The 25,220-nt window shown below is 59.9% G+C and carries 25 protein-coding genes and 4 tRNA genes; 22 read left to right on the forward strand and 7 right to left on the reverse strand.

Features of this window, described 5'->3' with window-relative positions; all coding sequences use genetic code 11:
- The first annotated feature begins 81 nt into the window (after positions 1-81).
- The 3 genes from cgtA (at position 82) to KL786_RS00220 (ending at position 3,028) form a co-directional block, all read left to right on the forward strand.
- Positions 82-1,305 (forward strand): Obg family GTPase CgtA, encoded by a 1,224-nt coding sequence (gene cgtA, locus KL786_RS00210; RefSeq protein ID WP_032861876.1) that lies wholly within the window; start codon positions 82-84, stop codon positions 1,303-1,305.
- A 123-nt stretch (positions 1,306-1,428) separates the two neighbouring features.
- On the forward strand, positions 1,429-2,547 hold the full coding sequence (proB, locus tag KL786_RS00215; RefSeq protein WP_032861877.1) for a glutamate 5-kinase: 1,119 nt from the start codon (positions 1,429-1,431) through the stop codon (positions 2,545-2,547).
- Positions 2,548-2,563: 16 nt separating this feature from the next.
- Complete coding sequence (locus KL786_RS00220) at positions 2,564-3,028, forward strand: CreA family protein (protein ID WP_215516335.1); 465 nt, start codon at positions 2,564-2,566, stop codon at positions 3,026-3,028.
- A gap of 190 nt (positions 3,029-3,218) precedes the next feature.
- On the opposite strand, the gene rpsT is transcribed toward KL786_RS00220, so the two are convergent.
- Positions 3,219-3,497 carry a 30S ribosomal protein S20 gene (gene rpsT / locus KL786_RS00225; protein ID WP_029292043.1) on the reverse strand — a complete coding sequence of 93 codons (279 nt, stop codon included), beginning with the start codon at positions 3,495-3,497 and terminating at the stop codon, positions 3,219-3,221.
- 253 nt (positions 3,498-3,750) lie between these two features.
- On the opposite strand from rpsT, the gene murJ reads away from it, so the two are divergent.
- From murJ to ispH, 6 genes are all read left to right on the forward strand, one after another.
- A complete protein-coding gene (gene murJ, locus KL786_RS00230) occupies positions 3,751-5,289 on the forward strand; it encodes a murein biosynthesis integral membrane protein MurJ (protein WP_215516336.1) in 1,539 nt (512 codons plus the stop codon).
- A gap of 118 nt (positions 5,290-5,407) precedes the next feature.
- On the forward strand, positions 5,408-6,346 hold the full coding sequence (ribF, locus tag KL786_RS00235) for a bifunctional riboflavin kinase/FAD synthetase (protein WP_029292040.1): 939 nt from the start codon (positions 5,408-5,410) through the stop codon (positions 6,344-6,346).
- 13 nt (positions 6,347-6,359) lie between these two features.
- Entirely contained in the window at positions 6,360-9,191 is a 2,832-nt protein-coding gene (gene ileS / locus KL786_RS00240) for an isoleucine--tRNA ligase (protein ID WP_215516337.1), read from the forward strand.
- On the forward strand, positions 9,184-9,693 hold the full coding sequence (gene lspA / locus KL786_RS00245; RefSeq protein WP_065944246.1) for a signal peptidase II: 510 nt from the start codon (positions 9,184-9,186) through the stop codon (positions 9,691-9,693). Before ileS ends, lspA begins: the two co-directional genes overlap by 8 nt.
- Before the next feature lie 7 nt (positions 9,694-9,700).
- Positions 9,701-10,138: an FKBP-type peptidyl-prolyl cis-trans isomerase gene (gene fkpB, locus KL786_RS00250; RefSeq protein WP_215516610.1), complete on the forward strand. Its 438-nt coding sequence runs from the start codon at positions 9,701-9,703 to the stop codon at positions 10,136-10,138.
- Between the two features lie 139 nt (positions 10,139-10,277).
- Positions 10,278-11,225 (forward strand): 4-hydroxy-3-methylbut-2-enyl diphosphate reductase, encoded by a 948-nt coding sequence (gene ispH, locus KL786_RS00255; protein WP_215516338.1) that lies wholly within the window; start codon positions 10,278-10,280, stop codon positions 11,223-11,225.
- On the opposite strand, the gene KL786_RS00260 is transcribed toward ispH, so the two are convergent.
- Positions 11,179-11,757, reverse strand: coding sequence for a GspH/FimT family pseudopilin (locus KL786_RS00260; RefSeq protein WP_215516339.1), 579 nt, complete (start codon positions 11,755-11,757; stop codon positions 11,179-11,181). The genes ispH and KL786_RS00260 overlap by 47 nt on opposite strands.
- A 203-nt stretch (positions 11,758-11,960) precedes the next feature.
- Here KL786_RS00260 and pilV point away from each other — a divergent pair, with 203 nt between their 5' ends.
- From pilV to thiO, 5 genes are read left to right on the forward strand one after another with little or no spacing between them, the layout of a single operon-like run.
- Positions 11,961-12,446, forward strand: coding sequence for a type IV pilus modification protein PilV (pilV, locus tag KL786_RS00265; protein WP_458730146.1), 486 nt, complete (start codon positions 11,961-11,963; stop codon positions 12,444-12,446).
- Positions 12,443-13,150, forward strand: a complete 708-nt coding sequence (locus tag KL786_RS00270; RefSeq protein ID WP_215516341.1) for a PilW family protein — start codon at positions 12,443-12,445, stop codon at positions 13,148-13,150. The genes pilV and KL786_RS00270 overlap by 4 nt, the downstream gene beginning before the upstream one ends.
- A gap of 34 nt (positions 13,151-13,184) precedes the next feature.
- Positions 13,185-13,682: a pilus assembly PilX family protein gene (locus KL786_RS00275; RefSeq protein ID WP_215516342.1), complete on the forward strand. Its 498-nt coding sequence runs from the start codon at positions 13,185-13,187 to the stop codon at positions 13,680-13,682.
- 12 nt (positions 13,683-13,694) lie between these two features.
- Positions 13,695-14,093 (forward strand): type IV pilin protein, encoded by a 399-nt coding sequence (locus KL786_RS00280; protein WP_215516343.1) that lies wholly within the window; start codon positions 13,695-13,697, stop codon positions 14,091-14,093.
- Between the two features lie 42 nt (positions 14,094-14,135).
- Positions 14,136-15,236 (forward strand): glycine oxidase ThiO, encoded by a 1,101-nt coding sequence (thiO, locus tag KL786_RS00285; RefSeq protein WP_215516344.1) that lies wholly within the window; start codon positions 14,136-14,138, stop codon positions 15,234-15,236.
- Between the two features lie 43 nt (positions 15,237-15,279).
- Here the strand turns inward: thiO and KL786_RS00290 are convergent, their stop codons facing one another.
- Positions 15,280-15,513, reverse strand: a complete 234-nt coding sequence (locus tag KL786_RS00290) for a PP0621 family protein (RefSeq protein ID WP_215516345.1) — start codon at positions 15,511-15,513, stop codon at positions 15,280-15,282.
- Positions 15,514-15,639: 126 nt separating this feature from the next.
- The gene (locus KL786_RS00295; RefSeq protein ID WP_215516346.1) at positions 15,640-16,665 is read right to left on the reverse strand and encodes an outer membrane protein assembly factor BamD; all 1,026 of its coding nucleotides are present in this window, start codon (positions 16,663-16,665) and stop codon (positions 15,640-15,642) included.
- A gap of 149 nt (positions 16,666-16,814) precedes the next feature.
- Between KL786_RS00295 and rluD the strand changes: the two genes are divergently transcribed.
- The 7 genes from rluD to KL786_RS00330 all read left to right on the forward strand — a co-directional run bounded on the left by rluD (position 16,815) and on the right by KL786_RS00330 (position 21,937).
- Complete coding sequence (gene rluD / locus KL786_RS00300; protein WP_029292014.1) at positions 16,815-17,777, forward strand: 23S rRNA pseudouridine(1911/1915/1917) synthase RluD; 963 nt, start codon at positions 16,815-16,817, stop codon at positions 17,775-17,777.
- Positions 17,774-18,499: a peptidoglycan editing factor PgeF gene (gene pgeF, locus KL786_RS00305; RefSeq protein ID WP_215516347.1), complete on the forward strand. Its 726-nt coding sequence runs from the start codon at positions 17,774-17,776 to the stop codon at positions 18,497-18,499. Before rluD ends, pgeF begins: the two co-directional genes overlap by 4 nt.
- A 154-nt stretch (positions 18,500-18,653) precedes the next feature.
- Positions 18,654-21,218 carry an ATP-dependent chaperone ClpB gene (gene clpB, locus KL786_RS00310; RefSeq protein ID WP_215516348.1) on the forward strand — a complete coding sequence of 855 codons (2,565 nt, stop codon included), beginning with the start codon at positions 18,654-18,656 and terminating at the stop codon, positions 21,216-21,218.
- 303 nt (positions 21,219-21,521) lie between these two features.
- Positions 21,522-21,597 (forward strand) — tRNA-Asn (locus KL786_RS00315).
- A 9-nt stretch (positions 21,598-21,606) separates the two neighbouring features.
- A tRNA-Pro gene (locus tag KL786_RS00320) sits at positions 21,607-21,683 on the forward strand.
- Between the two features lie 5 nt (positions 21,684-21,688).
- Positions 21,689-21,764, forward strand: a tRNA-Lys gene (locus KL786_RS00325).
- A 96-nt stretch (positions 21,765-21,860) separates the two neighbouring features.
- A tRNA-Pro gene (locus KL786_RS00330) sits at positions 21,861-21,937 on the forward strand.
- A 160-nt stretch (positions 21,938-22,097) separates the two neighbouring features.
- Here KL786_RS00330 and KL786_RS00335 read toward each other — a convergent pair.
- The 3 genes from KL786_RS00335 to KL786_RS00345 are packed head-to-tail and all read right to left on the reverse strand — an operon-like array spanning position 22,098 to position 24,299.
- On the reverse strand, positions 22,098-23,396 hold the full coding sequence (locus KL786_RS00335) for an NAD(P)/FAD-dependent oxidoreductase (RefSeq protein ID WP_154841172.1): 1,299 nt from the start codon (positions 23,394-23,396) through the stop codon (positions 22,098-22,100).
- A 60-nt stretch (positions 23,397-23,456) separates the two neighbouring features.
- Complete coding sequence (locus KL786_RS00340) at positions 23,457-23,630, reverse strand: DUF3094 family protein (RefSeq protein WP_032861901.1); 174 nt, start codon at positions 23,628-23,630, stop codon at positions 23,457-23,459.
- Between the two features lie 39 nt (positions 23,631-23,669).
- Positions 23,670-24,299, reverse strand: a complete 630-nt coding sequence (locus KL786_RS00345; protein WP_029292005.1) for a DUF1780 domain-containing protein — start codon at positions 24,297-24,299, stop codon at positions 23,670-23,672.
- A gap of 182 nt (positions 24,300-24,481) precedes the next feature.
- On the opposite strand from KL786_RS00345, the gene KL786_RS00350 reads away from it, so the two are divergent.
- Complete coding sequence (locus tag KL786_RS00350; protein WP_215516349.1) at positions 24,482-25,171, forward strand: energy-coupling factor ABC transporter permease; 690 nt, start codon at positions 24,482-24,484, stop codon at positions 25,169-25,171.
- The last annotated feature ends 49 nt before the right edge of the window (positions 25,172-25,220 follow it).

Genomic DNA, 25,220 nt, shown 5'->3' on the forward strand with positions numbered 1-25,220 from the left:
TTGAGGTCGCTGCGCTCATTTTTGCAAGAGTCTTATGTCTTGGTTTCTTAAGCTCGTCCGTGCGGCGAGAGGCGTTTTGTTATGAAGTTCGTTGATGAAGTTTCCATCCGAGTAAAAGCAGGCGACGGCGGTAACGGTTGCATGAGTTTCCGCCGCGAAAAGTTCATCGAGAACGGTGGTCCGAACGGTGGTGATGGTGGTGATGGCGGTTCCATCTACATGATGGCCGACGAAAACCTCAATACCCTGGTGGACTACCGTTACACCCGGCACTTCGATGCCGAGCGTGGCTCCAACGGCGGCAGCACCGACTGCACCGGTAAAAAAGGTGAGGACATGGTGCTGCGCGTACCGGTCGGCACCACGATCATCGACTCCGCGACCCAGGAAGTGATTGGCGACCTGACCAAGGCCGGCCAGAAGCTGATGGTTGTGCAGGGTGGCTGGCACGGTCTGGGTAACACCCGATTCAAGTCCAGTACCAACCGTGCGCCGCGCCAGACTACGCCGGGCAAGCCGGGCGAGCAGCGTGACCTGAAGCTGGAAATGAAAGTATTGGCGGACGTTGGCCTGCTGGGCCTGCCAAACGCCGGCAAAAGTACCTTCATTCGCTCGGTGTCTGCGGCTAAACCAAAAGTGGCTGATTATCCGTTCACCACCCTGGTGCCGAACCTGGGTGTGGTCAGTGTCGACCGCTGGAAGAGCTTCGTGGTCGCGGATATCCCGGGCTTGATCGAAGGTGCTTCCGATGGCGCGGGCCTGGGGATTCGCTTCCTCAAGCACTTGTCCCGTACCCGTCTGTTGCTGCACCTCGTCGATATGGCGCCGCTGGATGAAACCAGTGCCCCGGACGCTGCCGAAGTGATCGTCAACGAGCTGGCCAAGTTCAGCCCGTCCCTGGCTGAGCGTGACCGTTGGCTGGTGCTGAACAAGTGCGACCAGATCCTCGAAGAAGAGCATGAAGAGCGGGTCAAGGAAATCGTTGATCGCCTGCAGTGGGAGGGTCCGGTCTATGTGATCTCCGCCATTGCCAAAGAAGGCACCGAGCGTCTGACCCGTGACATCATGCGCTACCTGGAAGATCGTGCTGATCGCCTGGCTGCCGACCCGGTCTACAAGGCCGAGCTGGCGGATCTTGACCAGCGCATCGAAGACGAGGCGCGCGCGCAATTGCAGGCGCTGGATGACCAGCGTGCCCTGCGTCGCAGTGGCGTCAAGTCGGTCCATGACATCGGTGACGATGATTGGGATGAGGAAGACGTGGATGATGAAGATGGTCCGGAAATCATTTACGTGCGTGACTGATCCGTTGCGATAAACTTAAGCGCCGCTCAATCGAGCGGCGTTTTAGTATCTGGAAATCGGTAGTCACGAATAACGTTATGGGCAGCGCTGGGTCGCGCGGCCCTCAATCTAAGGTTGAAGATGATGCGGAGCAAAGTGACGGGTGCGCAACGCTGGGTCGTGAAGATCGGTAGTGCGTTGCTGACGGCGGATGGCAAGGGGCTGGATCGTGCAGCCATGAGCGTCTGGGTTGAGCAGATGGTGGCCTTGCATGAGGCAGGTGTCGAGTTGGTGCTGGTGTCGTCCGGGGCGGTTGCCGCCGGGATGAGCCGCCTCGGCTGGACCGCGCGACCCAGCGCGATGCATGAATTGCAGGCGGCTGCGGCGATTGGCCAGATGGGGTTGGTGCAGGCTTGGGAATCCAGCTTCGCCGAGCATGGTCGCCATACTGCGCAGATTCTGCTGACCCATGATGACCTGTCTGACCGCAAGCGCTACCTCAACGCCCGCAGCACCTTGCGTGCCCTGGTCGAGCTCAAGGTGATCCCGGTGATCAATGAGAACGACACGGTGGTGACCGACGAAATCCGTTTTGGCGACAACGACACCCTGGCCGCGCTGGTGGCCAACCTGGTGGAAGCAGACCTGCTGGTGATCCTCACGGATCGCGATGGCATGTTCGATGCCGATCCGCGCAACAACCCGGATGCCCAGCTGATTTACGAGGCGCGGGCCGATGATCCGGCGCTCGATGCGGTGGCGGGCAGTGTTGGTGGCGCGCTGGGGCGTGGTGGCATGCAGACCAAGCTGCGCGCGGCGCGCCTGGCGGCGCGTTCCGGTGCGCATACGATCATCGTCGGTGGGCGCATTGAGCGCGTGCTGGATCGCCTCAAGGCGGGCGAGCGCATCGGTACGCTGCTGTCGCCTGAGCGCGGCATGCTGGCGGCACGCAAGCAGTGGCTGGCTGGCCATTTGCAGACGCGCGGCACCTTGGTGTTGGATGCGGGGGCTGTTTCGGCGTTGTCCCAAGGCAACAAGAGCTTGCTGCCGGTGGGGGTCAAGCTGGTCCAGGGCAGTTTCCGTCGGGGTGAAATGGTGGTGTGCGTGGCGCCGGATGGTCGTGAGATCGCCCGTGGCCTGGCCAACTACAGCGCCCTGGAGGCGCAGAAAATCATTGGGCAGTCGTCTGAGTCGATTGTCGGTCTGTTGGGATACATGGCTGAGCCAGAACTGGTTCACCGCGATAACCTGATTCTGGTCTAAGGGGGGGGGCATATCGATGCGTGTAATGAAGGGGTTGCTCGGCCTGTTGGTGGCGGTGCCGTTGCTGGCCTCCGCTGAAGAGATTGGCCAGGTGTCGACCGTGTTCAAGTTTGTCGGCCCGAACGATCGGATCGTCGTCGAAGCCTTTGATGATCCCAAGGTGGATGGCGTGACCTGCTACCTGTCCCGTGCCAAGACGGGTGGGGTGAAAGGTGGTCTGGGGCTGGCTGAGGATCGGGCCGAGGCATCGATTGCTTGTCGCCAAGTGGGGCCAATTCACTTCAAGGGTGAGCTCAAGGATGGCGATGAGGTGTTCAAGGAGCGCACATCGCTGGTGTTCAAGACCATGCAAGTAGTGCGTTTCCTCGACAAGAAGCGCAATACCCTGGTGTACCTGGTCTACAGCGACCGCCTGATCGAAGGCAGTCCGCAGAATGCGGTGACAGCAATTCCGATCCTGCCGTGGCCTGGCGCGCAGTAAACGCGCTGACTCTGCCTTGCTTTATGTGGGGGCTGGCTTGCCTGCGATAGCGGTTTAACAGTCGACATCAATGTTGAATGTTATGTACCCATCGCAGGCAAGCCAGCTCCCACATTTGTTTTGGGGTGTGGCATAAATCGCAGGCAATAAAAAACCGACCCTGGGGTCGGTTTTTTAACAAGCTTATCGCTTAGGCTGCAACAGCAAGGTTCAGAGCCTTGATGTGGCCATTCAGACGACCTTTATGGCGAGCAGCTTTGTTCTTGTGGATGATGCCTTTATCGGCCATACGGTCGATAACTGGCACGGCCAGAACGTAAGCAGCTTGAGCTTTTTCAGCGTCTTTTGCGTCAATGGCCTTAACTACATTCTTGATGTAGGTACGAACCATGGAACGCAGGCTGGCGTTGTGGCTGCGACGCTTCTCAGCCTGTTTTGCACGTTTTTTGGCGGAAGGTGTGTTGGCCACCGTCGAGCTCCTCGAAAGACTTTTTAGGAAATAGCAAACAAAATAGGCCGCGAATCATGCCGATGAGTTGAAGTCTTGTCAAGGGCGGCTGATGCGAACTGCTGAGTGGTCGATCTGAAGAGGCGGGTTATTTATTTCCGGCGCTTGACCTGTAAACTCGCGAGCTTTGGCTCTGTGCTGTTGCAGGCGCGTAGTATCGCATAAGTGGGCGCTTTGTTCGCCTGCTCTTTATCTATAGGCAAAAACTCTTTCAATGAATCTGCTCAAGTCGTTGGCCGCCGTCAGCTCTATCACGATGATTTCCAGGGTTCTGGGGTTTGTACGTGACACTCTCATTGCACGTATTTTTGGCGCGAGCATGGCCACGGATGCCTTCTTTATCGCCTTCAAGCTGCCCAACCTGCTGCGGCGGATCTTCGCCGAGGGTGCGTTTTCCCAGGCATTTGTGCCGATTCTGGCGGAATACAAAACCCAGCAAGGCGAGGAGGCCACCCGCACCTTCATCGCCTACGTCTCGGGCCTGTTGACCCTGGTGCTGATGCTGGTGACCATCGCCGGGATGCTCGCCGCACCCTGGATTATCTGGGCCACGGCGCCCGGTTTTGCCAACACCCCGGAAAAGTTCGCCCTGACCAGTGATCTGCTGCGGGTGACCTTTCCTTATATATTGCTGATTTCCCTGTCGTCCCTGGCGGGCGCGATCCTCAATACCTGGAATCGTTTCTCGGTGCCGGCGTTTGTGCCGACCCTGCTTAACGTCAGCATGATCATCTTTGCCCTGTTCCTCACACCGTATTTCGATCCGCCGGTCATGGCGCTCGGCTGGGCAGTGCTGGCCGGTGGCCTGGCGCAACTGTTGTACCAACTGCCGCACCTGAAAAAGATCGGCATGCTCGTGTTGCCGCGCCTCAATCTCAAGGATACCGGCGTGTGGCGCGTGATGAAAAACATGCTGCCGGCGATTCTCGGGGTGTCGGTCAGCCAGATCTCCCTGATCATCAACACCGCGTTTGCTTCGCTGCTGGTTTCTGGCTCCGTGTCGTGGATGTATTACGCCGACCGCCTGATGGAATTGCCCTCCGGCGTGCTGGGCGTGGCGTTGGGCACCATTTTGCTGCCGACCCTGGCGCGTACCTATGCCAGCAAGGACCGCCATGAATACTCGCGCATTCTCGACTGGGGCCTGCGCCTGTGCTTTGTGTTGGTGCTGCCATGCGCCCTGGCCCTGGGGATCCTGGCGGAGCCGCTGACGGTTTCGCTGTTCCAGTATGGCCAATTCAGTGCCTTTGATGCCTTGATGACCCAGCGCGCGCTGATCGCTTATTCGGTGGGGTTGCTGGGGATTATCGTGATCAAGGTCTTGGCGCCGGGCTTTTATGCCCAGCAAAACATTCGGACCCCAGTGAAAATCGCGATTTTCACCCTGGTGATCACCCAACTGTTCAACCTGATATTCATCGGGCCGCTGGCTCACGCGGGCCTGGCCTTGGCGATCAGCGCCGGCGCCTGCATCAACGCCGGCCTGCTGTTTTATCAACTGCGCAAACAAAAAATGTACCAGCCGCAGCCGGGCTGGGGCGTGTTTGCCCTCAAGTTGCTGTTGGCCGTGGCCGTGATGTCGGCGGTATTGCTGGGGTTGATGCACTGGATGCCAGCCTGGGACGAAGGGCAGATGCTGGAGCGCTTCCTGCGCCTGGGCCTGCTGGTCGTGGCCGGGGTGATCGCCTACTTTGGCATGTTATTGCTGCTGGGCTTCCGTCTGCGGGATTTCAATCGCAAGGCGCTGAATTGATCGCAATCAACAATAAGCTGGCTGTTTTTTCGATTCGAATCACTTGGCCTGTGCTGTTGCCTGTCGTCCGGGGCCGGGTGTGGTTATAATCGACCACTTTATGAGCAAGAAGCGCGTTATGCAGCTGGTTCGAGGTCTCCACAACCTGCGCCCCGAGCATCGGGGCTGCGTCGCCACTATTGGCAACTTTGACGGTGTTCACCGTGGCCACCAGGCTATCCTGGCGCGGCTGCGCGAGCGTGCAGTCGAGTTGGGCGTGCCCAGCTGCGTGGTGATTTTCGAGCCGCAGCCCCGTGAGTTCTTCACTCCCGAGACGGCCCCGGCCCGTTTGGCCCGCCTGCGGGACAAGCTGCAACTGCTGGCCGAAGAGGGGGTGGATCGGGTCCTGTGCCTGGCGTTCAACCAGCGTTTGCGCAGTCTCAGCGCCACCGAGTTCGTCGACCGTATCCTTGTCGATGGCTTGGGTGTGCAGCATTTGGAGGTCGGTGACGACTTCCGCTTCGGTTGCGACCGGGTAGGGGATTTCGATTTCCTGCAACAGGCCGGCGTGACCCAGGGTTTTACCGTCGAAGCCGCGCAAACCGTTGAACTGGACGGTCTGCGCGTGAGCAGCACCCAGGTGCGAAATGCCCTGGCTGCTGCCGACTTCGCCTTGGCCGAGCGTTTGCTCGGTCGCCCGTTCCGGATTGCCGGGCGGGTCCTGCACGGCCAGAAGCTGGCGCGCCAACTGGGCACGCCAACCGCCAACGTGCAACTCAAGCGCCGTCGCGTGCCACTGACCGGGGTCTACCTGGTGAGTGTCGAGATCGACGGCCAGCCGTGGCCCGGAGTCGCCAATATAGGCGTCAGGCCTACGGTTGCAGGTGATGGCAAGGCCCACCTGGAAGTTCACCTTTTGGATTTTGCCGGGGATTTGTATGACCGGCGTTTGACGGTGGTTTTCCACCAAAAGCTGCGTGAAGAGCAGCGATTCGCCTCCCTTGAGGCGTTGAAAACGGCGATCAATGCGGATGTCGCCGCCGCCCGTGCACTAGCCGCACCTAGCGCCCATCGCTAATGAAGAGCCTTAAATGACCGACTATAAAGCCACGCTAAACCTTCCGGACACCGCCTTCCCAATGAAGGCCGGCCTGCCACAGCGCGAACCGCAGATCCTGCAGCGCTGGGACAGTATTGGCCTGTACGGAAAGTTGCGCGAGATTGGCAAGGATCGTCCGAAATTCGTCCTGCACGACGGCCCTCCTTATGCCAACGGCACGATTCACATCGGTCATGCTTTGAACAAGATTCTCAAGGACATGATCATCCGCTCGAAAACCCTTTCGGGCTTCGACGCGCCTTATGTCCCGGGTTGGGACTGCCACGGCCTGCCGATCGAACACAAGGTCGAAGTGACCCACGGCAAGAACCTGGGTGCCGACAAGACCCGCGAGCTGTGCCGTGCCTACGCCACCGAGCAGATCGAAGGGCAGAAGTCCGAATTCATCCGCCTGGGTGTGTTGGGCGACTGGGACAACCCGTACAAGACCATGAATTTCAAGAACGAGGCCGGTGAAATCCGTGCCTTGGCCGAAATCGTCAAGGGCGGCTTCGTGTTCAAGGGTCTCAAGCCCGTGAACTGGTGCTTTGACTGCGGTTCGGCCCTGGCCGAAGCGGAAGTCGAGTACGAAGACAAGAAGTCCTCGACCATCGACGTCGCGTTCCCGATTGCCGACGACGTCAAGCTGGCCGGGGCCTTTGGCCTGGCGAGCCTGGCCAAGCCAGCCGCCATCGTGATCTGGACCACCACCCCGTGGACCATCCCGGCCAACCAGGCACTGAACGTGCACCCGGAATTCACCTACGCCCTGGTGGACGTTGGTGATCGCCTGCTGGTGCTGGCCGAGGAAATGGTCGAGGCCTGCCTGGCCCGTTACGAACTGCAAGGTTCGGTGATCGCCACCGCCACCGGCTCCGCGCTGGAACTGATCAACTTCCGTCACCCGTTCTATGACCGCCTGTCGCCGGTGTACCTGGCTGACTACGTCGAGCTGGGTTCGGGTACCGGTGTGGTTCACTCCGCGCCGGCCTACGGCGTGGACGACTTCGTGACCTGCAAAGCCTATGGCATGGTCAACGATGACATCCTCAACCCGGTGCAGAGCAATGGCGTGTACGCGCCTTCGCTGGAGTTCTTCGGCGGCCAGTTCATCTTCAAGGCCAACCAGCCGATCATCGACAAATTGACGGAAGTCGGTGCGCTGCTGCACACCGAAACCATCAAGCACAGCTACATGCACTGCTGGCGCCACAAGACCCCGCTGATCTACCGCGCCACCGCGCAGTGGTTCATCGGCATGGACAAAGAGCCTGTTGCCGGCGAAACCCTGCGCAAGCGTGCGATCAAGGCCATCGAAGACACCCAGTTCGTCCCGGCCTGGGGTCAGGCGCGCCTGCACTCGATGATCGCCAACCGTCCGGACTGGTGCATCTCTCGCCAGCGTAACTGGGGCGTGCCGATCCCGTTCTTCCTGAACAAGGAGAGCGGCGAACTGCACCCACGTACCGTCGAGTTGATGGAAGTCGTGGCCCAGCGTGTTGAACAGGAAGGCATCGAAGCCTGGTTCAAGCTGGATGCCGCCGAGCTGCTGGGCGACGAAGCGCCGCTGTACGACAAGATCAGCGACACCCTCGACGTGTGGTTCGACTCCGGTACCACCCACTGGCACGTACTGCGCGGTTCGCACCCGATGGGTCACGAGACCGGTCCGCGTGCCGACCTGTACCTGGAAGGTTCGGACCAGCACCGGGGCTGGTTCCACTCGTCCCTGCTGACCGGCTGCGCCATCGACGATCACGCCCCGTACCGCGAACTGCTGACCCACGGCTTCACCGTCGACGAGAACGGTCGCAAGATGTCCAAGTCCCTGGGCAACGTGATCGCGCCGCAGAAGGTCAACGACACCCTGGGCGCCGATATCATGCGCCTGTGGGTGGCTTCGACCGACTACTCGGGCGAGATGGCCGTTTCGGAGCAAATCCTGCAGCGCAGCGCCGATGCCTACCGCCGTATCCGCAATACCGCGCGCTTCATGCTGTCGAACCTGACCGGCTTCAACCCGGCCACCGACATCCTGCCGGCCGAGGAAATGCTTGCCCTGGACCGTTGGGCCGTGGACCGTACCCTGTTGCTGCAGCGTGAGTTGCAGGAACACTACGGCGAATACCGGTTCTGGAACGTCTACTCGAAGATCCACAACTTCTGCGTGCAGGAGTTGGGTGGCTTCTACCTCGACATCATCAAGGATCGCCAGTACACCACCGGCGCCGACAGCAAGGCACGCCGTTCGGCGCAAACTGCGCTGTACCACATCACCGAAGCGCTGGTGCGTTGGATCGCCCCGATCCTGGCCTTCACCGCCGACGAACTGTGGGAATACCTGCCGGGCGAGCGGAACGAGTCCGTGATGCTCAACACCTGGTACGAAGGCCTGACCGAACTGCCGGCCGACTTCGAACTGGGCCGCGAGTACTGGGAAGGCGTGATGGCCGTCAAGGTCGCGGTGAACAAGGAGCTGGAAGTCCAGCGTGCGGCCAAGGCCGTCGGTGGCAACCTGCAAGCCGAAGTCACCCTGTTTGCCGAGGAAGGCCTGACCGCCGACCTGGGCAAGTTGAGCAACGAGCTGCGCTTCGTGCTGATTACCTCGACAGCCAGCCTGGCGCCATTCGCCCAGGCCCCGGCTGATGCGGTCGCTACCGAAGTGCCGGGCCTCAAGCTCAAGGTGGTCAAGTCGGCCTTCGCCAAGTGCGCCCGTTGCTGGCACTGCCGTGAAGACGTCGGCGTGAACCCTGAGCATCCGGAAATCTGCGGTCGTTGCGTCGACAACATCTCGGGCGCTGGTGAGGTTCGTCACTATGCCTAACGCCAGCCGTTTCGGACGTCTGGGCTGGCTCGTCCTGAGCTTGCTGGTCCTGGTCATCGACCAGGTCAGCAAGGCTCACTTCGAGGGCACCCTGGAAATGTTCCAGCAGATCGTGGTGATTCCTGACTACTTCAGCTGGACCCTGGCCTACAACACCGGCGCCGCATTCAGCTTCCTGGCTGACAGCGGCGGTTGGCAGCGTTGGCTATTCGCCCTGATCGCGGTGGTGGTCAGCGCGGTGCTGGTGGTCTGGCTCAAGCGCCTGGGCCGCAATGACACCTGGCTGGCTATCGCCCTGGCGTTGGTGCTGGGCGGTGCCTTGGGCAACTTGTACGACCGCATCGCCCTGGGCCATGTGATCGACTTCATTCTGGTGCATTGGCAGAACCGCTATTATTTCCCGGCGTTCAACTTTGCCGACAGCGCCATCTGTGTTGGCGCTGTCATGCTGGCGTTGGATATGTTCAAAGGCAACAAACCCGGAGAGACCGTAAATGACTGAACAAGTATTGGCCGAACAACGCATTGGCCAGAACACGGAAGTCACCTTGCATTTTGCATTGCGCCTGGAGAACGGCGACACGGTCGACAGCACGTTCGACAAGACCCCGGCGACCTTCAAGGTCGGCGACGGTAACCTGTTGCCGGGCTTCGAGGCTGCGTTGTTCGGTTTCAAGGCCGGCGACAAGCGCACCCTGCAGATCCTCCCGGAAAACGCCTTTGGCCAGCCCAACCCGCAAAACGTACAGATCATCCCGCGTTCGCAGTTCCAGGATATGGAGCTGTCGGAAGGCTTGCTGGTGATCTTCAATGATGCGGCGAATACCGAGCTGCCCGGCGTGGTAAAAAGCTTCGATGAGACTCAAGTGACCATCGATTTCAACCACCCGCTGGCCGGCAAGACCTTGACCTTTGATGTTGAAATCTTCGACGTTAAAGCGCTCTAACTGACGATTCCGGCCTACTGTAGGAGCGAGCTTGCTCGCGAAGGTCTTCACCGATAATGCTGACATCCTGAATGATCGCGGTGTCTGTGAAATTTTCGCGAGCAAGCTCGCTCCTACATGGCAAGACACGAGGCACAGCATGCAAATCAAACTCGCCAACCCCCGTGGCTTCTGCGCTGGTGTGGACCGGGCGATCGAAATCGTCAATCGCGCCCTGGAAGTCTTCGGGCCGCCGATCTATGTGCGTCATGAAGTGGTCCACAACAAGTTCGTGGTCGAAGACCTGCGGGCCCGCGGCGCGATTTTTGTCGAAGAGCTGGATCAGGTGCCAGATGACGTTATCGTCATTTTCAGCGCCCATGGTGTTTCCCAGGCTGTACGCACAGAAGCAGCAGGCCGGGGCCTGAAAGTGTTCGACGCGACTTGCCCGCTGGTGACCAAGGTGCATATCGAGGTGGCGCGCTACAGCCGCGACGGCCGTGAGTGCATCCTGATCGGCCACGCCGGCCACCCGGAAGTCGAAGGCACCATGGGCCAGTACGACGCCAGCAATGGCGGCGCGATCTACTTGGTGGAAGACGAAAAAGACGTCGCCGAGTTGCAAGTGCATAACCCTGAAAAGTTGGCATTCGTGACCCAGACCACCTTGTCTATGGATGATACCAGCCGTGTCATTGACGCCCTGCGCACCCGTTTCCCCTCCATCGGTGGGCCGCGCAAGGACGACATCTGCTACGCCACGCAAAACCGCCAGGATGCCGTCAAGCAACTGGCCGACGAGTGTGACGTGGTGCTGGTTGTGGGGAGCCCCAACAGCTCCAACTCCAATCGCCTGCGTGAACTGGCTGAGCGCATGGCTACTCCGGCATACCTGATCGATGGCGCCGAAGACTTGCAGCGCAGTTGGTTCGACGGTGTCGAGCGTATCGGTATCACGGCAGGCGCCTCGGCGCCGGAAGTCTTGGTGCGTGGCGTCATCCAGCAGTTGCAGGCGTGGGGCGCGACAGGCGCCGATGAGCTGGCAGGGCGTGAAGAAAACATCACTTTTTCCATGCCCAAGGAGCTGCGGGTTCGTTCGCTGCTCTGAGCCCCAGTTCATCGTACCCCCGGCACAAGGCCTGCTCGGTCTTGTCGCTGCGCAGGCTGATACGGCCGGTGGGCGCCAGCACCACCTGATGCAGGCTCAACGGCTGGTCCGTTGAGCACACATGTACAGTGCCGGCGCGAAACCCTCCCGCAGCCAGCAGGGGTTCGCCCAACCCGCTGAAGCGAATCTGCGTGCGCACCGGGGTATTGCCGATGATGGGGATCCGTCCATTGTCCTGGCGCTCCAGCAATACCGGGTTGTCGTCATCCAGATGACCGCGCCCATTCATGTCCACCACCACCCTCCAGCCTCGGCTCCAGTCATCATCCCGTGCATGGATGATCACCGTTCGATTGCGTGCAATGGCCTGGGTGCGGGCGTAGCGCAGGCCGGACGCCAGGGTCTGCGCCGCGCTCAGTCGTGTTTGTGAGTCCAGCAGGCTCTTGAAACTGGGTACTGCAAGTTGTGCCAGGATGCCGCTGACGATCAATCCGAACAGCAACTCGATCAATGTGAAACCGCGTTGTTTCATACCTCGTCCCTCCATGGACAGTTCATTGGGCTGTGGCTGTACTAGTTATAGCGGCGGTCTACGCTCGTGCAGTGATGGCCTTCCTGCCCAAAGTATTTCCCTTTGTTCCTAGGGGCGGCGCGGCTGCGAGTGTGGCGCTAGTCTTGGGCAACACACGGCTATTTCGGCCGTTTCGATGACCCTCGACAAGGATGACGATGGCTATGCGCGCTTGCCCGGCAACGTCTTGTGCCCCCTCTGGTACCACCCGGCAGGTCGGCATGAGCTTGATCGAAGTACTGGTCTCGCTGCTGATTCTCGGCGTTGGCCTGCTAGGAGCCGGGCTGATCCAGTTGAATGTGCTCAAGTACACCGACAGCTCCAGGATGATCAGCCAGGCGAGTTTCATTGCCTATGACATGCTCGACCGGATCCGCGCCAATGTCGGTGCCAATTACGCCTGGGAGAGCGGCGATGTTGCGCTCAGCACCACCGTGGCCGCGAGTGTCCGGGATCTGGACTTGCACGACTTCGAGGCCAATATCAGCCACTTTGCCGGCGAGACCGCCAAAGGATCGATTGCGATCAATCAGCGTGAAGTCACCATCAGTATCAGTTGGGATGATTCGCGCGCAGCCAATGCTGGCAATACCCGTGAAACATTCACCCTGACCAGTCGCGTCGCGGTTGACCCGAGGCCTGCACGATGAGGCGCTCCAGTACGGGGTTTGGGCTGGTCGAAGTATTGCTGGCGGCGAGCTTGGGGTTGCTCGTGGTCCTGGCGGCTGTCCAGGTAACATTGGCGGCGCAAAGCACCGCTGCCAGCCAGCACGCGTCGGCGTTATTGCAGGATGAGGGTCGATTTGTCCTGGGCAAGATGATCCAGGAGATTCGTCTGGCGGGGATGTTCGGTTGCCTGTCCCTGCCTTTGATTACTCAGGCGCCTGCTGACTTTTCCAGGCCGATCAGCGTGGTGGTCAATGGTGCCTCAACCAGCCTGACACTGGTTACCAGCGATGTCGGTAGCCAGGGCAGTCGGCCAGACTGGACGGTGCTCAGCAATTGTGTCGACAACGCCCAGGCCTATTCGGGGCTGCCACCCAAGCCAGGGTCCGGGCAGATCGCTTTTCCCGTACGCAAACTGACCTACAGCTTTGAGTCGGGGCAACTGAAACTAAGCACTCCGGCATCCCCCGCCAAGGCAGTGTTGGTGGATAACGTTGGGGCGTTCGAGTTGAGCTTCGGGGTGGCTAGCCAGCCTGGCTCCAGTGTCGTGGCTCGGTATGACAGCGATCCCGATGATGACTCGCTGATCCGCAGTGTGCGTGTGGTGTTGACGCTCCGCGATCCGGCAGGCCGCGTGCGGGACCAGGTCTACAGCGCCGTTGCTGCCGTGCGTAATCGTCTTGAATAGCGGGCTCCGGATATCGCCCCCCAGACAGCGTGGCATGGTGCTGTTGATCAGCCTGGTGTTGCTGCTGTTGTTGATGGTTCTCGGGCTGTCATCGATGCAGGGTGCAACGTCGCAGGAGCAGCTCGCTGGCAGCCTCCGGCATCGCAACCAATCGTTTCAGGCTGCCGAAAGCGGACTCAGGCGCGGTGAGTCGGCTGTGCAGGCGCAAGGATTCGGTTTACCGCCCTGTCAGTCACTTGTCACCTGCGCACCGCCGAAAGAGGCGTATGTCATCGGCCGGCCGGGTGTCGATCCGGTCTCGGCCGTTACCTGGGTCGGCATGAAGGCGGGTATTTATGGCACTCAAAACTTGGGCGTCGGTCTCGGATCGGCGCATTTGCCGCCCGACACCCCGGCGACTTTGTATCGGGTCACGGCAGTGGGAATCAGCGGCCAGTCGCGCACCGTTCTGGAGAGCGTCTATGCACGGGTAGCCCCGGTTGATGACGCCGGTGAGCGATTTCGACGAATTCTATGGCGACAACTTCAGTAGGTGAACATCGCGATGAGCGGCAACTGCAAAGGATTCACCTTGATCGAATTACTGATCGCGCTGGCGGTTATTGCCACATTGGCCGCGGTGATTTATCCGGGGTACACCGCCCATGTGAAAAAAGCCTATCGCACGGAAATTGTCGGGCTGCTCACGGAGCAAGCCCAGCATCTGGAGCGCTATTACGTGAGAAATGGCACTTTTATTGATGCAAGCGGCGTCAGCTCCGGCAATGATCGCTATAGAATCACGGTAGTTCTGAATCCCCAGGATTTCACGCTAACCGCGACGCCCTTTGCCGATGCGATGCTGGGTGATCCTTGTGGTGAGTTCAGTTTGACCAGCACTGGCGCACGGGCTAATCCCGGTGCTGCGCCCGGCACGACGCGTCAGGAATGCTGGGGGCGCTGAGGCTGGTGGGCACTCCTTTCTTTTTATGGGCTGAATGGAACAATGACCAAGCAACAGCAAGTCGTGGTTGTGGGTGGTGGTGTTATCGGGCTGTTGACGGCGTTCAACCTGGCAACCCAAGGGCGGGCAGTGGTTGTTCTGGACCGTTCGTCGGTTGGGCAGGAGTCTTCCTGGGCCGGTGGCGGGATTGTTTCTCCGTTATACCCGTGGCGCTACAGCCCGGCAGTCACGGCGCTGGCGCATTGGTCCCAGGATTTTTATCCACAGTTGGCCCAGCGTCTGTTTGCGGCCACGGGTGTGGACCCTGAGGTTCATACCACGGGCCTGTATTGGCTGGATCTGGACGACGAAGCCGATGCCCTGGCCTGGGCCGTTCGGGAAGGCCGGCCATTGAGCAAGGTGGATGTGTCGGCCGCCCGTGACGCAGTGCCGGTGCTGGGGGCGGGGTTTGCACAGGCTATCTATATGGCGGACGTGGCCAACGTGCGCAATCCGCGCCTGGTCAAATCCCTCAAGGCTGCGTTGTTGGCGTTGCCCGGCGTAACCCTGCATGAGCATTGCGCGGTACAGGGCTTTATCCAGGAGGGCGGCAGCATCGTCGGGGTCAATACGGCGCAGGGTGAGGTGCGGGGCGACGAGGTCGTTCTCGCGGCCGGTGCCTGGAGTGGCGAGTTGCTTGGCAGCCTGGGCCTGACGTTGCCGGTGGAGCCGGTCAAGGGTCAGATGATTTTGTACAAGTGTGCTGCGGACTTTCTGTCCTGCATGGTTCTGGCGAAGGGGCGCTATGCGATCCCGCGTCGGGATGGGCATATCCTGATTGGCAGTACGCTGGAGCATGAGGGTTTCGACAAGACGCCGACCGAGCCGGCCCTGGAAAGCCTCAAGGCCTCGGCGGTGGAATTGATTCCAGCGCTGGCGGATGCCGAAGTGGTGGGGCATTGGGCCGGTTTACGGCCCGGGTCGCCAGAGGGCATCCCGTACATTGGCAAGGTGCCAGGGTTTGAAGGTCTGTGGCTCAACTGTGGGCACTACCGCAACGGGCTGGTATTGGCGCCTGCGTCTTGTCAGTTGTTTGCTGACTTGCTGTTGGGGCACGAGCCGGTGATTGACCCCGCCCCCTATGCACCCGCTGGTCGGATATAAGCTTGGGTGCCTGCAGGAGTCAGCTCCTACAGGTCCAGGGTTTTCAGCGTTCGATAGATTTCGGCCCCTGCTCCAGATGCGCCTGGGTGCAGTACCACTCCTGCTGCTGGCTCAATGCCCGGTCCTGAGGCAGATGTACGCCACAGTGGGCACAGCGAACCATGGGCGCGGCGCCTTGTTCGCGGGGCTGTTGCTGCGTTGAAGCAGAGCGCTTTAACTTGCGCCAGAACCATACCGCAGCAGCAATCAGGGCAATCCAGAACAGTAAACGAACCATGGCAGGCAGCTTCTCGGCGGGGAATCCGGCAGTTTAGCCAAGGATGTTAACGGCGCACAGGGTAATAAAGTCGCGCCACACAAGAAGGAGCCCCGAGGGACTCCTTCTTGTGTGGCCAGACTGGTGTCAGTCAAAGACACCGAACGTCATGTAGCTGAACCACGAGCGGTCCTGGTTGTTGCCCAGGGCTTCGGGAGCTTCTTCCTCGATCACGTCGCCGTTCTCGTCATGTGGCTTGAGGTCCGACGGAATGGCATCCTTGGCGTCCTGGTACTGCTTGAGAATGTCCTGGTTGGCGCGGGTTTCGCCCGGCGGCAACGGTGGACGGGACTCGATCAGGCCCAGGGTGTACTTGCTCAACCACGAGCGGTTGTCCGCTTCGGCAACCTGCGGCACAAACTGGCCGTCTTTCAGGCTTGGGTGGTCTGGGTAGTTGAGTTTCAAGGTCTGCAGGCTGGTGTCCGCCAGGGTATCCAGATGCAGGCGCATGTAGGCTTCGGTCATTACTGCCAGGCCATCACCCACCGAAGGGGTTTCCTGGAAGTTTTCCACTACATAGCGACCACGGTTGGCGGCAGCGACATAAGCCTGGCGCGTCAGGTAGTAGTGGGCTACGTGGATCTCGTAGGAAGCCAGCAGGTTGCGCAGGTAGATCATGCGCTGCTTGGCGTCCGGCGCGTAGCGGCTGTTGGGGAAGCGGCTGGTCAGTTGGGCGAACTCGTTATACGAGTCGCGCGCAGCACCTGGGTCACGCTTGGTCATGTCCAGCGGCAGGAAGCGCGCCAGCAGGCCGACATCCTGGTCAAACGAGGTCAGGCCCTTGAGGTAGTAGGCGTAGTCCACGTTCGGGTGCTGCGGGTGCAGGCGGATAAAACGCTCGGCGGCGGACTTGGCAGCTTCCGGCTCGGCGTTCTTGTAGTTCGCATAGATCAGTTCGAGCTGGGCCTGGTCGGCATAGCGGCCAAACGGATAACGCGACTCCAGGGCCTTGAGCTTGGCCGTGGCGCTTGTGTAGCTATTATTGTCCAGGTCGGCCTGAGCCTGCTGGTACAGCTCGACTTCACTGAGGTTTTCGTCGACGACGTCCTTTGTTGACGAGCAAGCAGCAGTCATGGCGAGGATGGCGATCAGCAGCAGGTGTTTCACTTGCATGGCGGCTTGCGTCCCTATGACGGCCGCTGTCTTGGGCGGGGCCGTCCTGTTATGATGAGCGCCCCGATGAAAGCCTCGGGGCAAAAGACGCCGTATTTAACCACAAGCGCGCAGCCGAAACCAAAGGCTGTGCCACGCCTAGTCTGAGCATGTCCGATAAAATTGAACTTCGCGCAGAGGTGCCGTCCGAATTGGGCGGCCAACGCCTCGATCAAGTCGCCGCACAACTATTCGCTGAGCACTCGCGCTCGCGCCTTTCCGCCTGGATCAAAGACGGCCGCCTGACTGTGGATGGAGCGGTTATCCGCCCGCGAGACATAGTCCATGGCGGTTCGGTTCTGGAGCTGACTGCCGAGCAGGAAGCCCAGGGAGAATGGATCGCCCAGGACATCGAGCTGGATATCGTCTATGAAGACGACGACATCCTGGTGATCAACAAACCCGCAGGCCTGGTGGTTCACCCGGCAGCCGGGCACGCTGATGGCACCTTGCTCAATGCCTTGTTGCACCATGTGCCGGACATCATCAATGTTCCGCGCTGCGGCATTGTCCACCGCCTGGACAAGGACACCACCGGTCTGATGGTGGTGGCCAAGACCATCCAGGCACAGACGCAGTTGGTCACACAATTGCAGAGCCGCAGCGTCAGCCGCATCTATGAGTGCATCGTGATTGGTGTGGTCGTGGCGGGTGGCAAGATCAATGCGCCTATTGGTCGCCATGGCCAGCAGCGCCAGCGCATGGCGGTGATGGAGGGTGGCAAGCAGGCCGTCAGCCACTACCGCGTGCTGGAGCGTTTCCGCTCTCATACCCATGTGCGGGTCAAGCTGGAAACCGGCCGTACCCATCAGATCCGGGTGCATATGGCGCATATCAACTTCCCGTTGGTCGGCGATCCGGCCTACGGTGGTCGCTTCCGTATTCCGCCGGCGGCCAGTGTGACCATGGTCGAATCGTTGAAGTCGTTCCCGCGCCAGGCGCTGCATGCGCGCTTCCTGGAACTGGACCATCCGACGAGCGGTGAGCGGATGAGCTGGGAATCGCCACTGCCTGACGATTTTGTCTGGTTGTTGTCGCTGCTCAAGCAAGACCGCGAGGCCTTTGTCGGATGAGTGACTGGCTGATTCCTGACTGGCCTGCGCCGGCCGGGGTGAAAGCCTGCGTCACTACCCGCGCGGGCGGCGTCAGTCTGGCGCCGTTCGACGGCCTGAATCTTGGCGATCATGTCGAGGACAGCCCTGGGGCTGTGCTTGAGAATCGCCGTCGTCTCACTGCCGCGTTCGATATCCAGCCGGCTTGGCTGCGCCAGGTCCATGGCGTCGTCGTGGTCGAGGCCGATCCTGGGCAGATTGCCGAGGCAGACGGCAGTTGGACCGATACGCCCGGCATCGCCTGCACGGCGATGACCGCCGATTGCCTGCCGGCCTTGTTTTGCAACAAGGCCGGGACCCGGGTCGCCGCGGCCCATGCCGGTTGGCGTGGACTGGCCGCGGGTGTGCTGGAAGCTGCTGCGCAAAGCCTGGAAACTGCACCTGCCGAGGTAATGGTCTGGTTAGGTCCGGCGATTGGCCCAAAGGCCTTTGAAGTCGGCCCTGAGGTACGTGAAGCCTTCATGCAGCAACTAGCGCAAACGGCCGAAGCCTTTGTGCCGAGCCACAACCCTGGCAAGTTCCTGGCCGACATCTACCAGTTGGCGCGCCTGCGCCTGGCCGCATGCGGTATCACGGCAGTCTACGGCGGCGGCTTGTGCACGGTGACCGACCCACGCTTCTTTTCTTACCGGCGCAACCCGCGCACCGGTCGATTCGCCTCCCTTATCTGGCTCGAACGCTAGACTCCCCTGACCCATATCAAGTATCGCCGGCTTGAATCTTCCAGAATCCACCCCATCTATAAGGGTATCTGGCAGGTTTCTTCATTCAGGATGCGTTAATCGCGAGCAAGCTCGCTCGCACATAGCTCCGGCCTGCTCAAAAGGAAGGTGACTAATGCGTATTGACCGTTTAACCAGCAAATTACAATTGGCGTTATCGGATTCTCAATCCCTGGCGGTTGGCCTCGACCATCCGGCCATCGAGCCTGCGCACTTGATGCAGGCGCTCCTTGAGCAGCAGGGTGGTTCGATCAAGCCCCTGCTGATGCAGGTGGGCTTTGACGTCAACAGCCTGCGCAAGGAATTGAGCAAAGAGCTCGATCAACTGCCAAAAATCCAGAACCCTACTGGCGACGTGAATATGTCCCAGGATTTGGCGCGCCTGCTCAATCAGGCCGACCGCCTGGCCCAGCAGAAGGGCGACCAGTTCATCTCCAGCGAGCTGGTGCTACTCGCCGCCATGGACGACAACAGCAAGCTCGGCAAGTTGTTGCTGGGCCAGGGCGTGAGCAAAAAGGCCCTGGAAAATGCCATCAACAACCTGCGCGGCGGCGAGGCGGTGAATGACCCCAATCACGAGGAGTCGCGCCAGGCCCTGGACAAATACACCGTCGACCTGACAAAGCGCGCCGAAGACGGCAAGCTGGACCCGGTGATCGGGCGTGACGATGAAATTCGTCGCACCATCCAGGTCCTGCAGCGTCGCACCAAGAACAACCCGGTGCTGATCGGCGAGCCTGGCGTGGGTAAAACCGCCATTGCCGAAGGCCTGGCCCAGCGCATCATTAATGGTGAAGTGCCGGATGGCCTCAAGGGCAAGCGCTTGCTGTCCCTGGACATGGGCGCGTTGATCGCCGGTGCCAAGTTCCGTGGGGAGTTCGAAGAGCGCCTCAAATCCCTGCTTAATGAACTGTCGAAGCAGGAAGGGCAGATCATTCTGTTTATCGACGAACTGCACACCATGGTCGGCGCCGGTAAAGGCGAAGGTTCGATGGACGCAGGCAACATGCTCAAGCCAGCACTGGCTCGGGGTGAGTTGCATTGTGTCGGTGCGACCACGCTCAACGAATACCGCCAGTACATTGAAAAGGACGCGGCCCTTGAGCGTCGTTTCCAGAAAGTACTGGTGGAAGAGCCGAGCGAGGAAGACACCATCGCGATCCTGCGTGGCCTGAAAGAGCGTTATGAGGTCCACCACCGGGTAGCCATCACTGACGGCGCGATCATTGCGGCGGCCAAGTTGAGCCATCGCTACATCACTGACCGTCAGTTGCCGGACAAGGCTATCGACCTGATCGACGAAGCGGCTAGCCGTATTCGCATGGAAATCGACTCCAAGCCTGAAGTGCTTGATCGTTTGGAGCGGCGCCTGATTCAACTGAAAGTCGAATCCCAGGCGCTGAAGAAAGAAGACGATGACGCGGCGAAGAAACGCCTGGAAAAACTTCAGGAAGAAATCGTCCGTCTGGAGCGTGAGTATTCGGACCTGGAAGAAATCTGGACCTCGGAAAAAGCCGAAGTACAGGGTTCTGCGCAGATCCAGCAAAAGATCGAGCAATCGCGCCAGGAGCTGGAAGCTGCACGCCGTAAAGGCGACCTGAACCGCATGGCTGAGTTGCAGTACGGGGTGATCCCGGATCTGGAACGCAGCCTGCAAATGGTCGACCAGCATGGCCACAGTGAAAACCAGCTGCTGCGCAGCAAGGTGACCGAGGAAGAAATTGCCGAGGTGGTCTCCAAGTGGACTGGCATTCCGGTGTCGAAGATGCTGGAAGGCGAGCGTGACAAGCTGTTGCGCATGGAAAGCCTGTTGCACCAGCGCGTCATCGGCCAGGAAGAGGCGGTGGTGGCAGTGTCCAACGCGGTACGGCGTTCGCGCGCCGGGTTGTCCGACCCGAACCGCCCGAGTGGCTCGTTCATGTTCCTCGGCCCGACCGGTGTAGGTAAGACCGAGCTGTGCAAGGCCCTGGCCGAGTTCCTCTTTGATACCGAAGAGGCGATGGTGCGTATCGACATGTCCGAGTTCATGGAGAAACATTCCGTGGCGCGCTTGATCGGGGCACCACCAGGCTATGTGGGTTACGAGGAAGGTGGCTACCTGACCGAAGCGGTACGGCGTAAGCCTTACTCGGTGATCCTCCTGGATGAGGTCGAGAAGGCTCACCCGGATGTGTTCAACGTATTGCTGCAAGTGCTGGAAGATGGCCGTCTGACGGACAGTCACGGGCGTACCGTGGATTTCCGTAATACGGTGATCGTGATGACCTCCAACCTGGGCTCGGTACAGATCCAGGAAATGGTCGGGGATCGAGAAGGCCAGCGTGCTGCGGTAATGGACGCGTTGACCAGCCACTTCCGGCCGGAATTTATCAACCGGGTCGATGAAGTGGTGATCTTCGAGCCTCTGGCGCGGGATCAGATCGCGGGCATTACCGAGATCCAGTTGGGCCGCCTGCGCAGCCGTCTGGCAGAGCGCGAGTTGATGCTGGAGCTGAGCAGCGAGGCGTTGGACAAGTTGATCGCCGTGGGTTACGACCCGGTGTATGGCGCACGCCCACTAAAACGTGCGATCCAGCGCTGGATCGAGAACCCGCTGGCCCAGTTGATCCTGTCGGGCAGCTTTGTGCCGGGGACCAGCGTCAAGGCCACCGTGGAAAACGACGAAATCGTCTTCCACTAAGCGCCGATTGGGTGGTTATAAGCAAAGGCCCCGCATTGCGGGGCCTTTTTTTTCGATAGGGCGTTGAACTGTAAGGCAAAGGCTTGTAAAGTGCGCCCCGCAGCAACGTCAGCCCACGGGTTTCTTCTCCCCAAGAAGAAATCAGAAAGAAGCGCAAATCATTGTCTTAAAAGCAATTTAAAGGGTTGACAGGGGTTTTTAAGATTGTAGAATAGCGCGCCTCAGACACGCTAACGTAGCGATACAGACAGCGTCGAAGAGAAGGTTACACCGCAGTAAAAGTTGTACTTTGAAATATGTAGTTCCGTGATAGCTCAGTCGGTAGAGCAAATGACTGTTAATCATTGGGTCCCAGGTTCGAGTCCTGGTCACGGAGCCAATTTCAAGCCGGGGTATAGCGCAGTCCGGTAGCGCGCCTGCTTTGGGAGCAGGATGTCAGGAGTTCGAATCCCCTTACCCCGACCATTTTTGGGTCGTTAGCTCAGTTGGTAGAGCAGTTGGCTTTTAACCAATTGGTCGTAGGTTCGAATCCCACACGACCCACCATTTTTGAGACCAGTTAACACTGGAATCGAATCTTAAGATCAGAGGCCAAAAGCCCTGATCGAAGAAGGCGACTTGAAAAGGTCGCCTTTTTTTTACCGGGGTATAGCGCAGTCCGGTAGCGCGCCTGCTTTGGGAGCAGGATGTCAGGAGTTCGAATCCCCTTACCCCGACCATATTAAAAATCCTCGTATCGAAAGATACGGGGATTTTTTTTGCCTGTGAAAAACCTGAAAGTACCGCCGATCCAATGTGGGAGGGGGCTTGCTCCCGATGACGGTGTGTCTGAACCACCGCTATCGGGAGCAAGCCCCCCGCATTGACCTGGTCGTGCTGTTAGTGAAGCTTGAGACGCGGTTCGGTACCCCGGCCGATCTTGCTGCCCAGCATCAACATCATCGTGCGGAAGAACCCGTAAAGCGCCATTTGGTGCATGCGGTACAGCGACACATAGAACATCCGCGCCAGCCAGCCTTCGAGCATCACGCTGCCGGTCAGGTTGCCCATCAAGTTACCCACCGCCGAAAAACGCGAGAGCGAGATCAGTGAGCCGTAGTCGGTGTACTTGTAGCTGGGCAGTGTCTTGCCTTCGATGCGCAATTTCAGCGATTTGGCCAGCAGCGACGCCTGCTGATGCGCTGCTTGTGCCCGTGGTGGAACGTTGCGATCCGTGCCCGGCTGCGGGCAGGCTGCGCAGTCGCCAAAGGCGAAGATGTTCTCGTCACGCGTGGTCTGCAGCGTTGGCAGGACCTGCAATTGGTTGATGCGGTTGGTCTCCAGGCCATCGATGTCCTTGAGGAAGCCTGGCGCACGAATCCCGGCGGCCCACACCTTGAGGCTGGCGGGAATCACCTGGCCACTGCTGGTAATCAAGCTGTCGGCGGTGACTTCGCTCACAGCGGAGTTGGTCATGACCGTCACCCCGAGCTTTTCCAGGGTTTTATGCACAGGCCCGCTGATCCTCTCTGGCAGGGCCGGCAATACCCGTGGCCCGGCTTCGATCAGGGTGATGTGCATGTTTTCCGGCTTGATCCGGTCCAGGCCGTAGGCCGCCAGTTCATGGGCGGCGTTGTGCAGCTCGGCCGCCAGTTCGACGCCGGTAGCGCCAGCACCAACGATCGCCACGCTGATTTGCTCGACCACATCGGTTTGCCCGGCATGGGCGCGCAGATAGTGATTGAGCAGTTGCTGGTGGAAACGTTCGGCCTGCTTGCGGGTATCAAGGAACAGGCAGTGCTGTGCCGCGCCTTCGGTGCCGAAGTCATTGGTGGTACTGCCAACGGCGATGACCAGGGTGTCATAGCTCAATACGCGCGCGGGCACCAGTTCCCGGCCTTCTTCATCAAGGGTCGCGGCCAGCTGGATTTTCTTCTGATCCCGATCAAGCCCGCTCATGCGCCCCAGCTGGAACTCGAAGTGGTTCCATTTTGCCTGGGCAACATAATTGAGTTCGTCTTCAGAGGAGTTCAGCGAGCCGGCGGCAACCTCGTGCAGCAGGGGTTTCCAGATATGGGTGAGGTTGGTGTCCACCAGCGTGATGCTGGCGGTACCGCGCTTGCCCAGAGTCTTACCCAGGCGGGTAGCCAACTCCAGGCCGCCGGCGCCGCCGCCGACGATAATAATACGATGGGTCATGGGGATATCTCGCAAGGCTAAAAGAAATCGGTGCGGTTACCCGAGCGAGCGCCAGGCAGCTCATAGCGTCAGGTAACTCAAAAGGCGGCTCAGCAGGCCCAGGCCAATCACCACAATCAGTACCACCCCAAGGAGCAGCCACGGCCGGAAAGGCTTGCGCTCAACCTGGTGCTGGGACAGTTGCAGGTACTCTTCGACATGTTGTTGGTCGTCAGGGTTCAGGCGGCTGGTCATAAAGGCCTCGTCAGGTAGACGTTGCTAAAGGGCACCACGCTACAGGCTGATACCCACATCGAACACTATGCTGCGCCCCAGGTTGTTGCGCAAGAAATCCGGTGCGTCCGGGTGGGCGAACAACACGCGCGCAAAGGTCGGGCCGACCAATGACAGCGAGCGCCAGCCCTGGCGCAGGTATTCGGTAGGCGGCGGGAAATGGCTGTTGAGGTCCAGCACTTCGCGCTTGAGGCTGGCGAAGGCGATGATATCCAGCTCGCCCAGGTCCATGCCGCGTTCTTTGTAGTTATGGGCTTTCTTGCGCAGGGTCGGCGCCAGGCGCAGCAGGAATTCATGGGCGGGAATACGCCTGGGCTTGGCTTCACGCCGCACCAACTGGCTCAGGGAAAAGGCGCTGCGCCGACGCAGCAATTCGTCGCGCCATTCGTCATTCAGTCGCCGGCCTTCGTCGAGGACAAAAAACACTTCGAAACTGGCGTCGCGAAACAGCACGTCCGGCGGTTCTTGACCGGCAGCATGAAACTCTTCGGCGCGGTAGGGCACATTCAGGCCTTGCAGCAGGCGCTGGCAGACCCAACGCTCACGCTCCCATTTGCGGGCATTGGACAGGAACGCGTTGGCTTGTTCGGCCGCTATGGTGAGCAGGCGCAAATAATCTGAGTCATCCATGGTTGCAGCTTAGCGTTCAAATGATGACCGCAGGAAGTCCCGTGTGAAAAGGCTCGGTGTAGACTGGCTGCTCGGTTGACGGTTTTCTACAAGGAGTTCGCTGTGAAGTTTCTGGTTGCGGTGTTGCTGAGTCTTTTGCCTCTGTGGGCCCAGGCGGTTGAGCTCGGGGAGCAGTTGCAGCCGTGATCAGCGCCGCTGTGCTGGCGCCACTCACCCTGTGGCTGGGCTGGCTGTTGTATGCGCCCGTGATTCTATGGGCGATCCTGCGTTCGCCCTGGGTCGAGCTGTTTGCCGACCGGCGGCGCCAGCATCTGTTGTTTGGCACCGTGTTCGCGCTGTTCATGCTGTGGCTGGTGCGTCGGGATTTCGATACCGGCGTGTCCTACCACTTTATCGGCATGACCGCTGTGACCTTGCTGCTCGACTGGCCGCTGGCAATTGTCGGCGGGCTGGCGGCGCAACTGGGCCTGGTGCTGCTCGGGCGCCAGGACTTGGCGGCGCTCGGGGTCAACGGCGCGCTGCTGGTCCTCTTGCCAGTATTAGTGACCGAGACATGCGCGTTGCTGGTGGAGCGGGCGCAGCCGCGCAATCCCTTCGTCTATATCTTCTGTTCGGGTTTTTTTGCCGCCGCATTGTCGGCGTTGCTGTGCCTGTTGGCGGGCCTGGGCCTGCTGTGGCTGGATGGTCGCTTCGCCATGCCCGAGTGGATAGAGGACTTTATCGGTTACCTGTGGCTGATCATCTTTCCCGAAGCATTTATCAACGGCGTAGTGATCAGTGCTCTGGTGGTGTTTTGCCCGGAATGGCTTGAGACATTCAACCGTACGCGCTACCTCTCGGCGCCCTGGAAGGACGACAATTCGCAGCCTTGATCCAAATCAAAGGCGCGACGCGCAAGTGGTCGCATGCTCTGCGAAACTT

The sequence above is a fragment of the Pseudomonas sp. TAE6080 genome, assembly GCF_018732265.1.
In the GTDB taxonomy this organism is placed as follows: Bacteria; Pseudomonadota; Gammaproteobacteria; order Pseudomonadales; family Pseudomonadaceae; genus Aquipseudomonas; species Aquipseudomonas brenneri.

Bases quoted from the DNA above. Each gene is read 5' to 3' on its own strand.
- clpB (WP_215516348.1), top strand. From the start codon at position 18,654: ATGCGTATTGACCGTTTAACCAGCAAATTACAATTGGCGTTATCGGAT.
- KL786_RS00270 (WP_215516341.1), top strand. From the start codon at position 12,443: ATGAGGCGCTCCAGTACGGGGTTTGGGCTGGTCGAAGTATTGCTGGCG.
- KL786_RS00290 (WP_215516345.1), bottom strand. From the start codon at position 15,513: ATGGTTCGTTTACTGTTCTGGATTGCCCTGATTGCTGCTGCGGTATGG.
- KL786_RS00260 (WP_215516339.1), bottom strand. From the start codon at position 11,757: ATGAAACAACGCGGTTTCACATTGATCGAGTTGCTGTTCGGATTGATC.
- KL786_RS00220 (WP_215516335.1), top strand. From the start codon at position 2,564: ATGCGTGTAATGAAGGGGTTGCTCGGCCTGTTGGTGGCGGTGCCGTTG.
- ribF (WP_029292040.1), top strand. From the start codon at position 5,408: ATGCAGCTGGTTCGAGGTCTCCACAACCTGCGCCCCGAGCATCGGGGC.
- thiO (WP_215516344.1), top strand. From the start codon at position 14,136: ATGACCAAGCAACAGCAAGTCGTGGTTGTGGGTGGTGGTGTTATCGGG.
- lspA (WP_065944246.1), top strand. From the start codon at position 9,184: ATGCCTAACGCCAGCCGTTTCGGACGTCTGGGCTGGCTCGTCCTGAGC.
- cgtA (WP_032861876.1), top strand. From the start codon at position 82: ATGAAGTTCGTTGATGAAGTTTCCATCCGAGTAAAAGCAGGCGACGGC.
- pgeF (WP_215516347.1), top strand. From the start codon at position 17,774: ATGAGTGACTGGCTGATTCCTGACTGGCCTGCGCCGGCCGGGGTGAAA.
- KL786_RS00295 (WP_215516346.1), bottom strand. From the start codon at position 16,665: ATGCAAGTGAAACACCTGCTGCTGATCGCCATCCTCGCCATGACTGCT.
- KL786_RS00280 (WP_215516343.1), top strand. From the start codon at position 13,695: ATGAGCGGCAACTGCAAAGGATTCACCTTGATCGAATTACTGATCGCG.
- ileS (WP_215516337.1), top strand. From the start codon at position 6,360: ATGACCGACTATAAAGCCACGCTAAACCTTCCGGACACCGCCTTCCCA.
- rluD (WP_029292014.1), top strand. From the start codon at position 16,815: ATGTCCGATAAAATTGAACTTCGCGCAGAGGTGCCGTCCGAATTGGGC.
- ispH (WP_215516338.1), top strand. From the start codon at position 10,278: ATGCAAATCAAACTCGCCAACCCCCGTGGCTTCTGCGCTGGTGTGGAC.
- pilV (WP_458730146.1), top strand. From the start codon at position 11,961: ATGCGCGCTTGCCCGGCAACGTCTTGTGCCCCCTCTGGTACCACCCGG.
- KL786_RS00335 (WP_154841172.1), bottom strand. From the start codon at position 23,396: ATGACCCATCGTATTATTATCGTCGGCGGCGGCGCCGGCGGCCTGGAG.
- KL786_RS00345 (WP_029292005.1), bottom strand. From the start codon at position 24,299: ATGGATGACTCAGATTATTTGCGCCTGCTCACCATAGCGGCCGAACAA.
- KL786_RS00275 (WP_215516342.1), top strand. From the start codon at position 13,185: ATGGTGCTGTTGATCAGCCTGGTGTTGCTGCTGTTGTTGATGGTTCTC.
- murJ (WP_215516336.1), top strand. From the start codon at position 3,751: ATGAATCTGCTCAAGTCGTTGGCCGCCGTCAGCTCTATCACGATGATT.
- proB (WP_032861877.1), top strand. From the start codon at position 1,429: ATGCGGAGCAAAGTGACGGGTGCGCAACGCTGGGTCGTGAAGATCGGT.
- KL786_RS00340 (WP_032861901.1), bottom strand. From the start codon at position 23,630: ATGACCAGCCGCCTGAACCCTGACGACCAACAACATGTCGAAGAGTAC.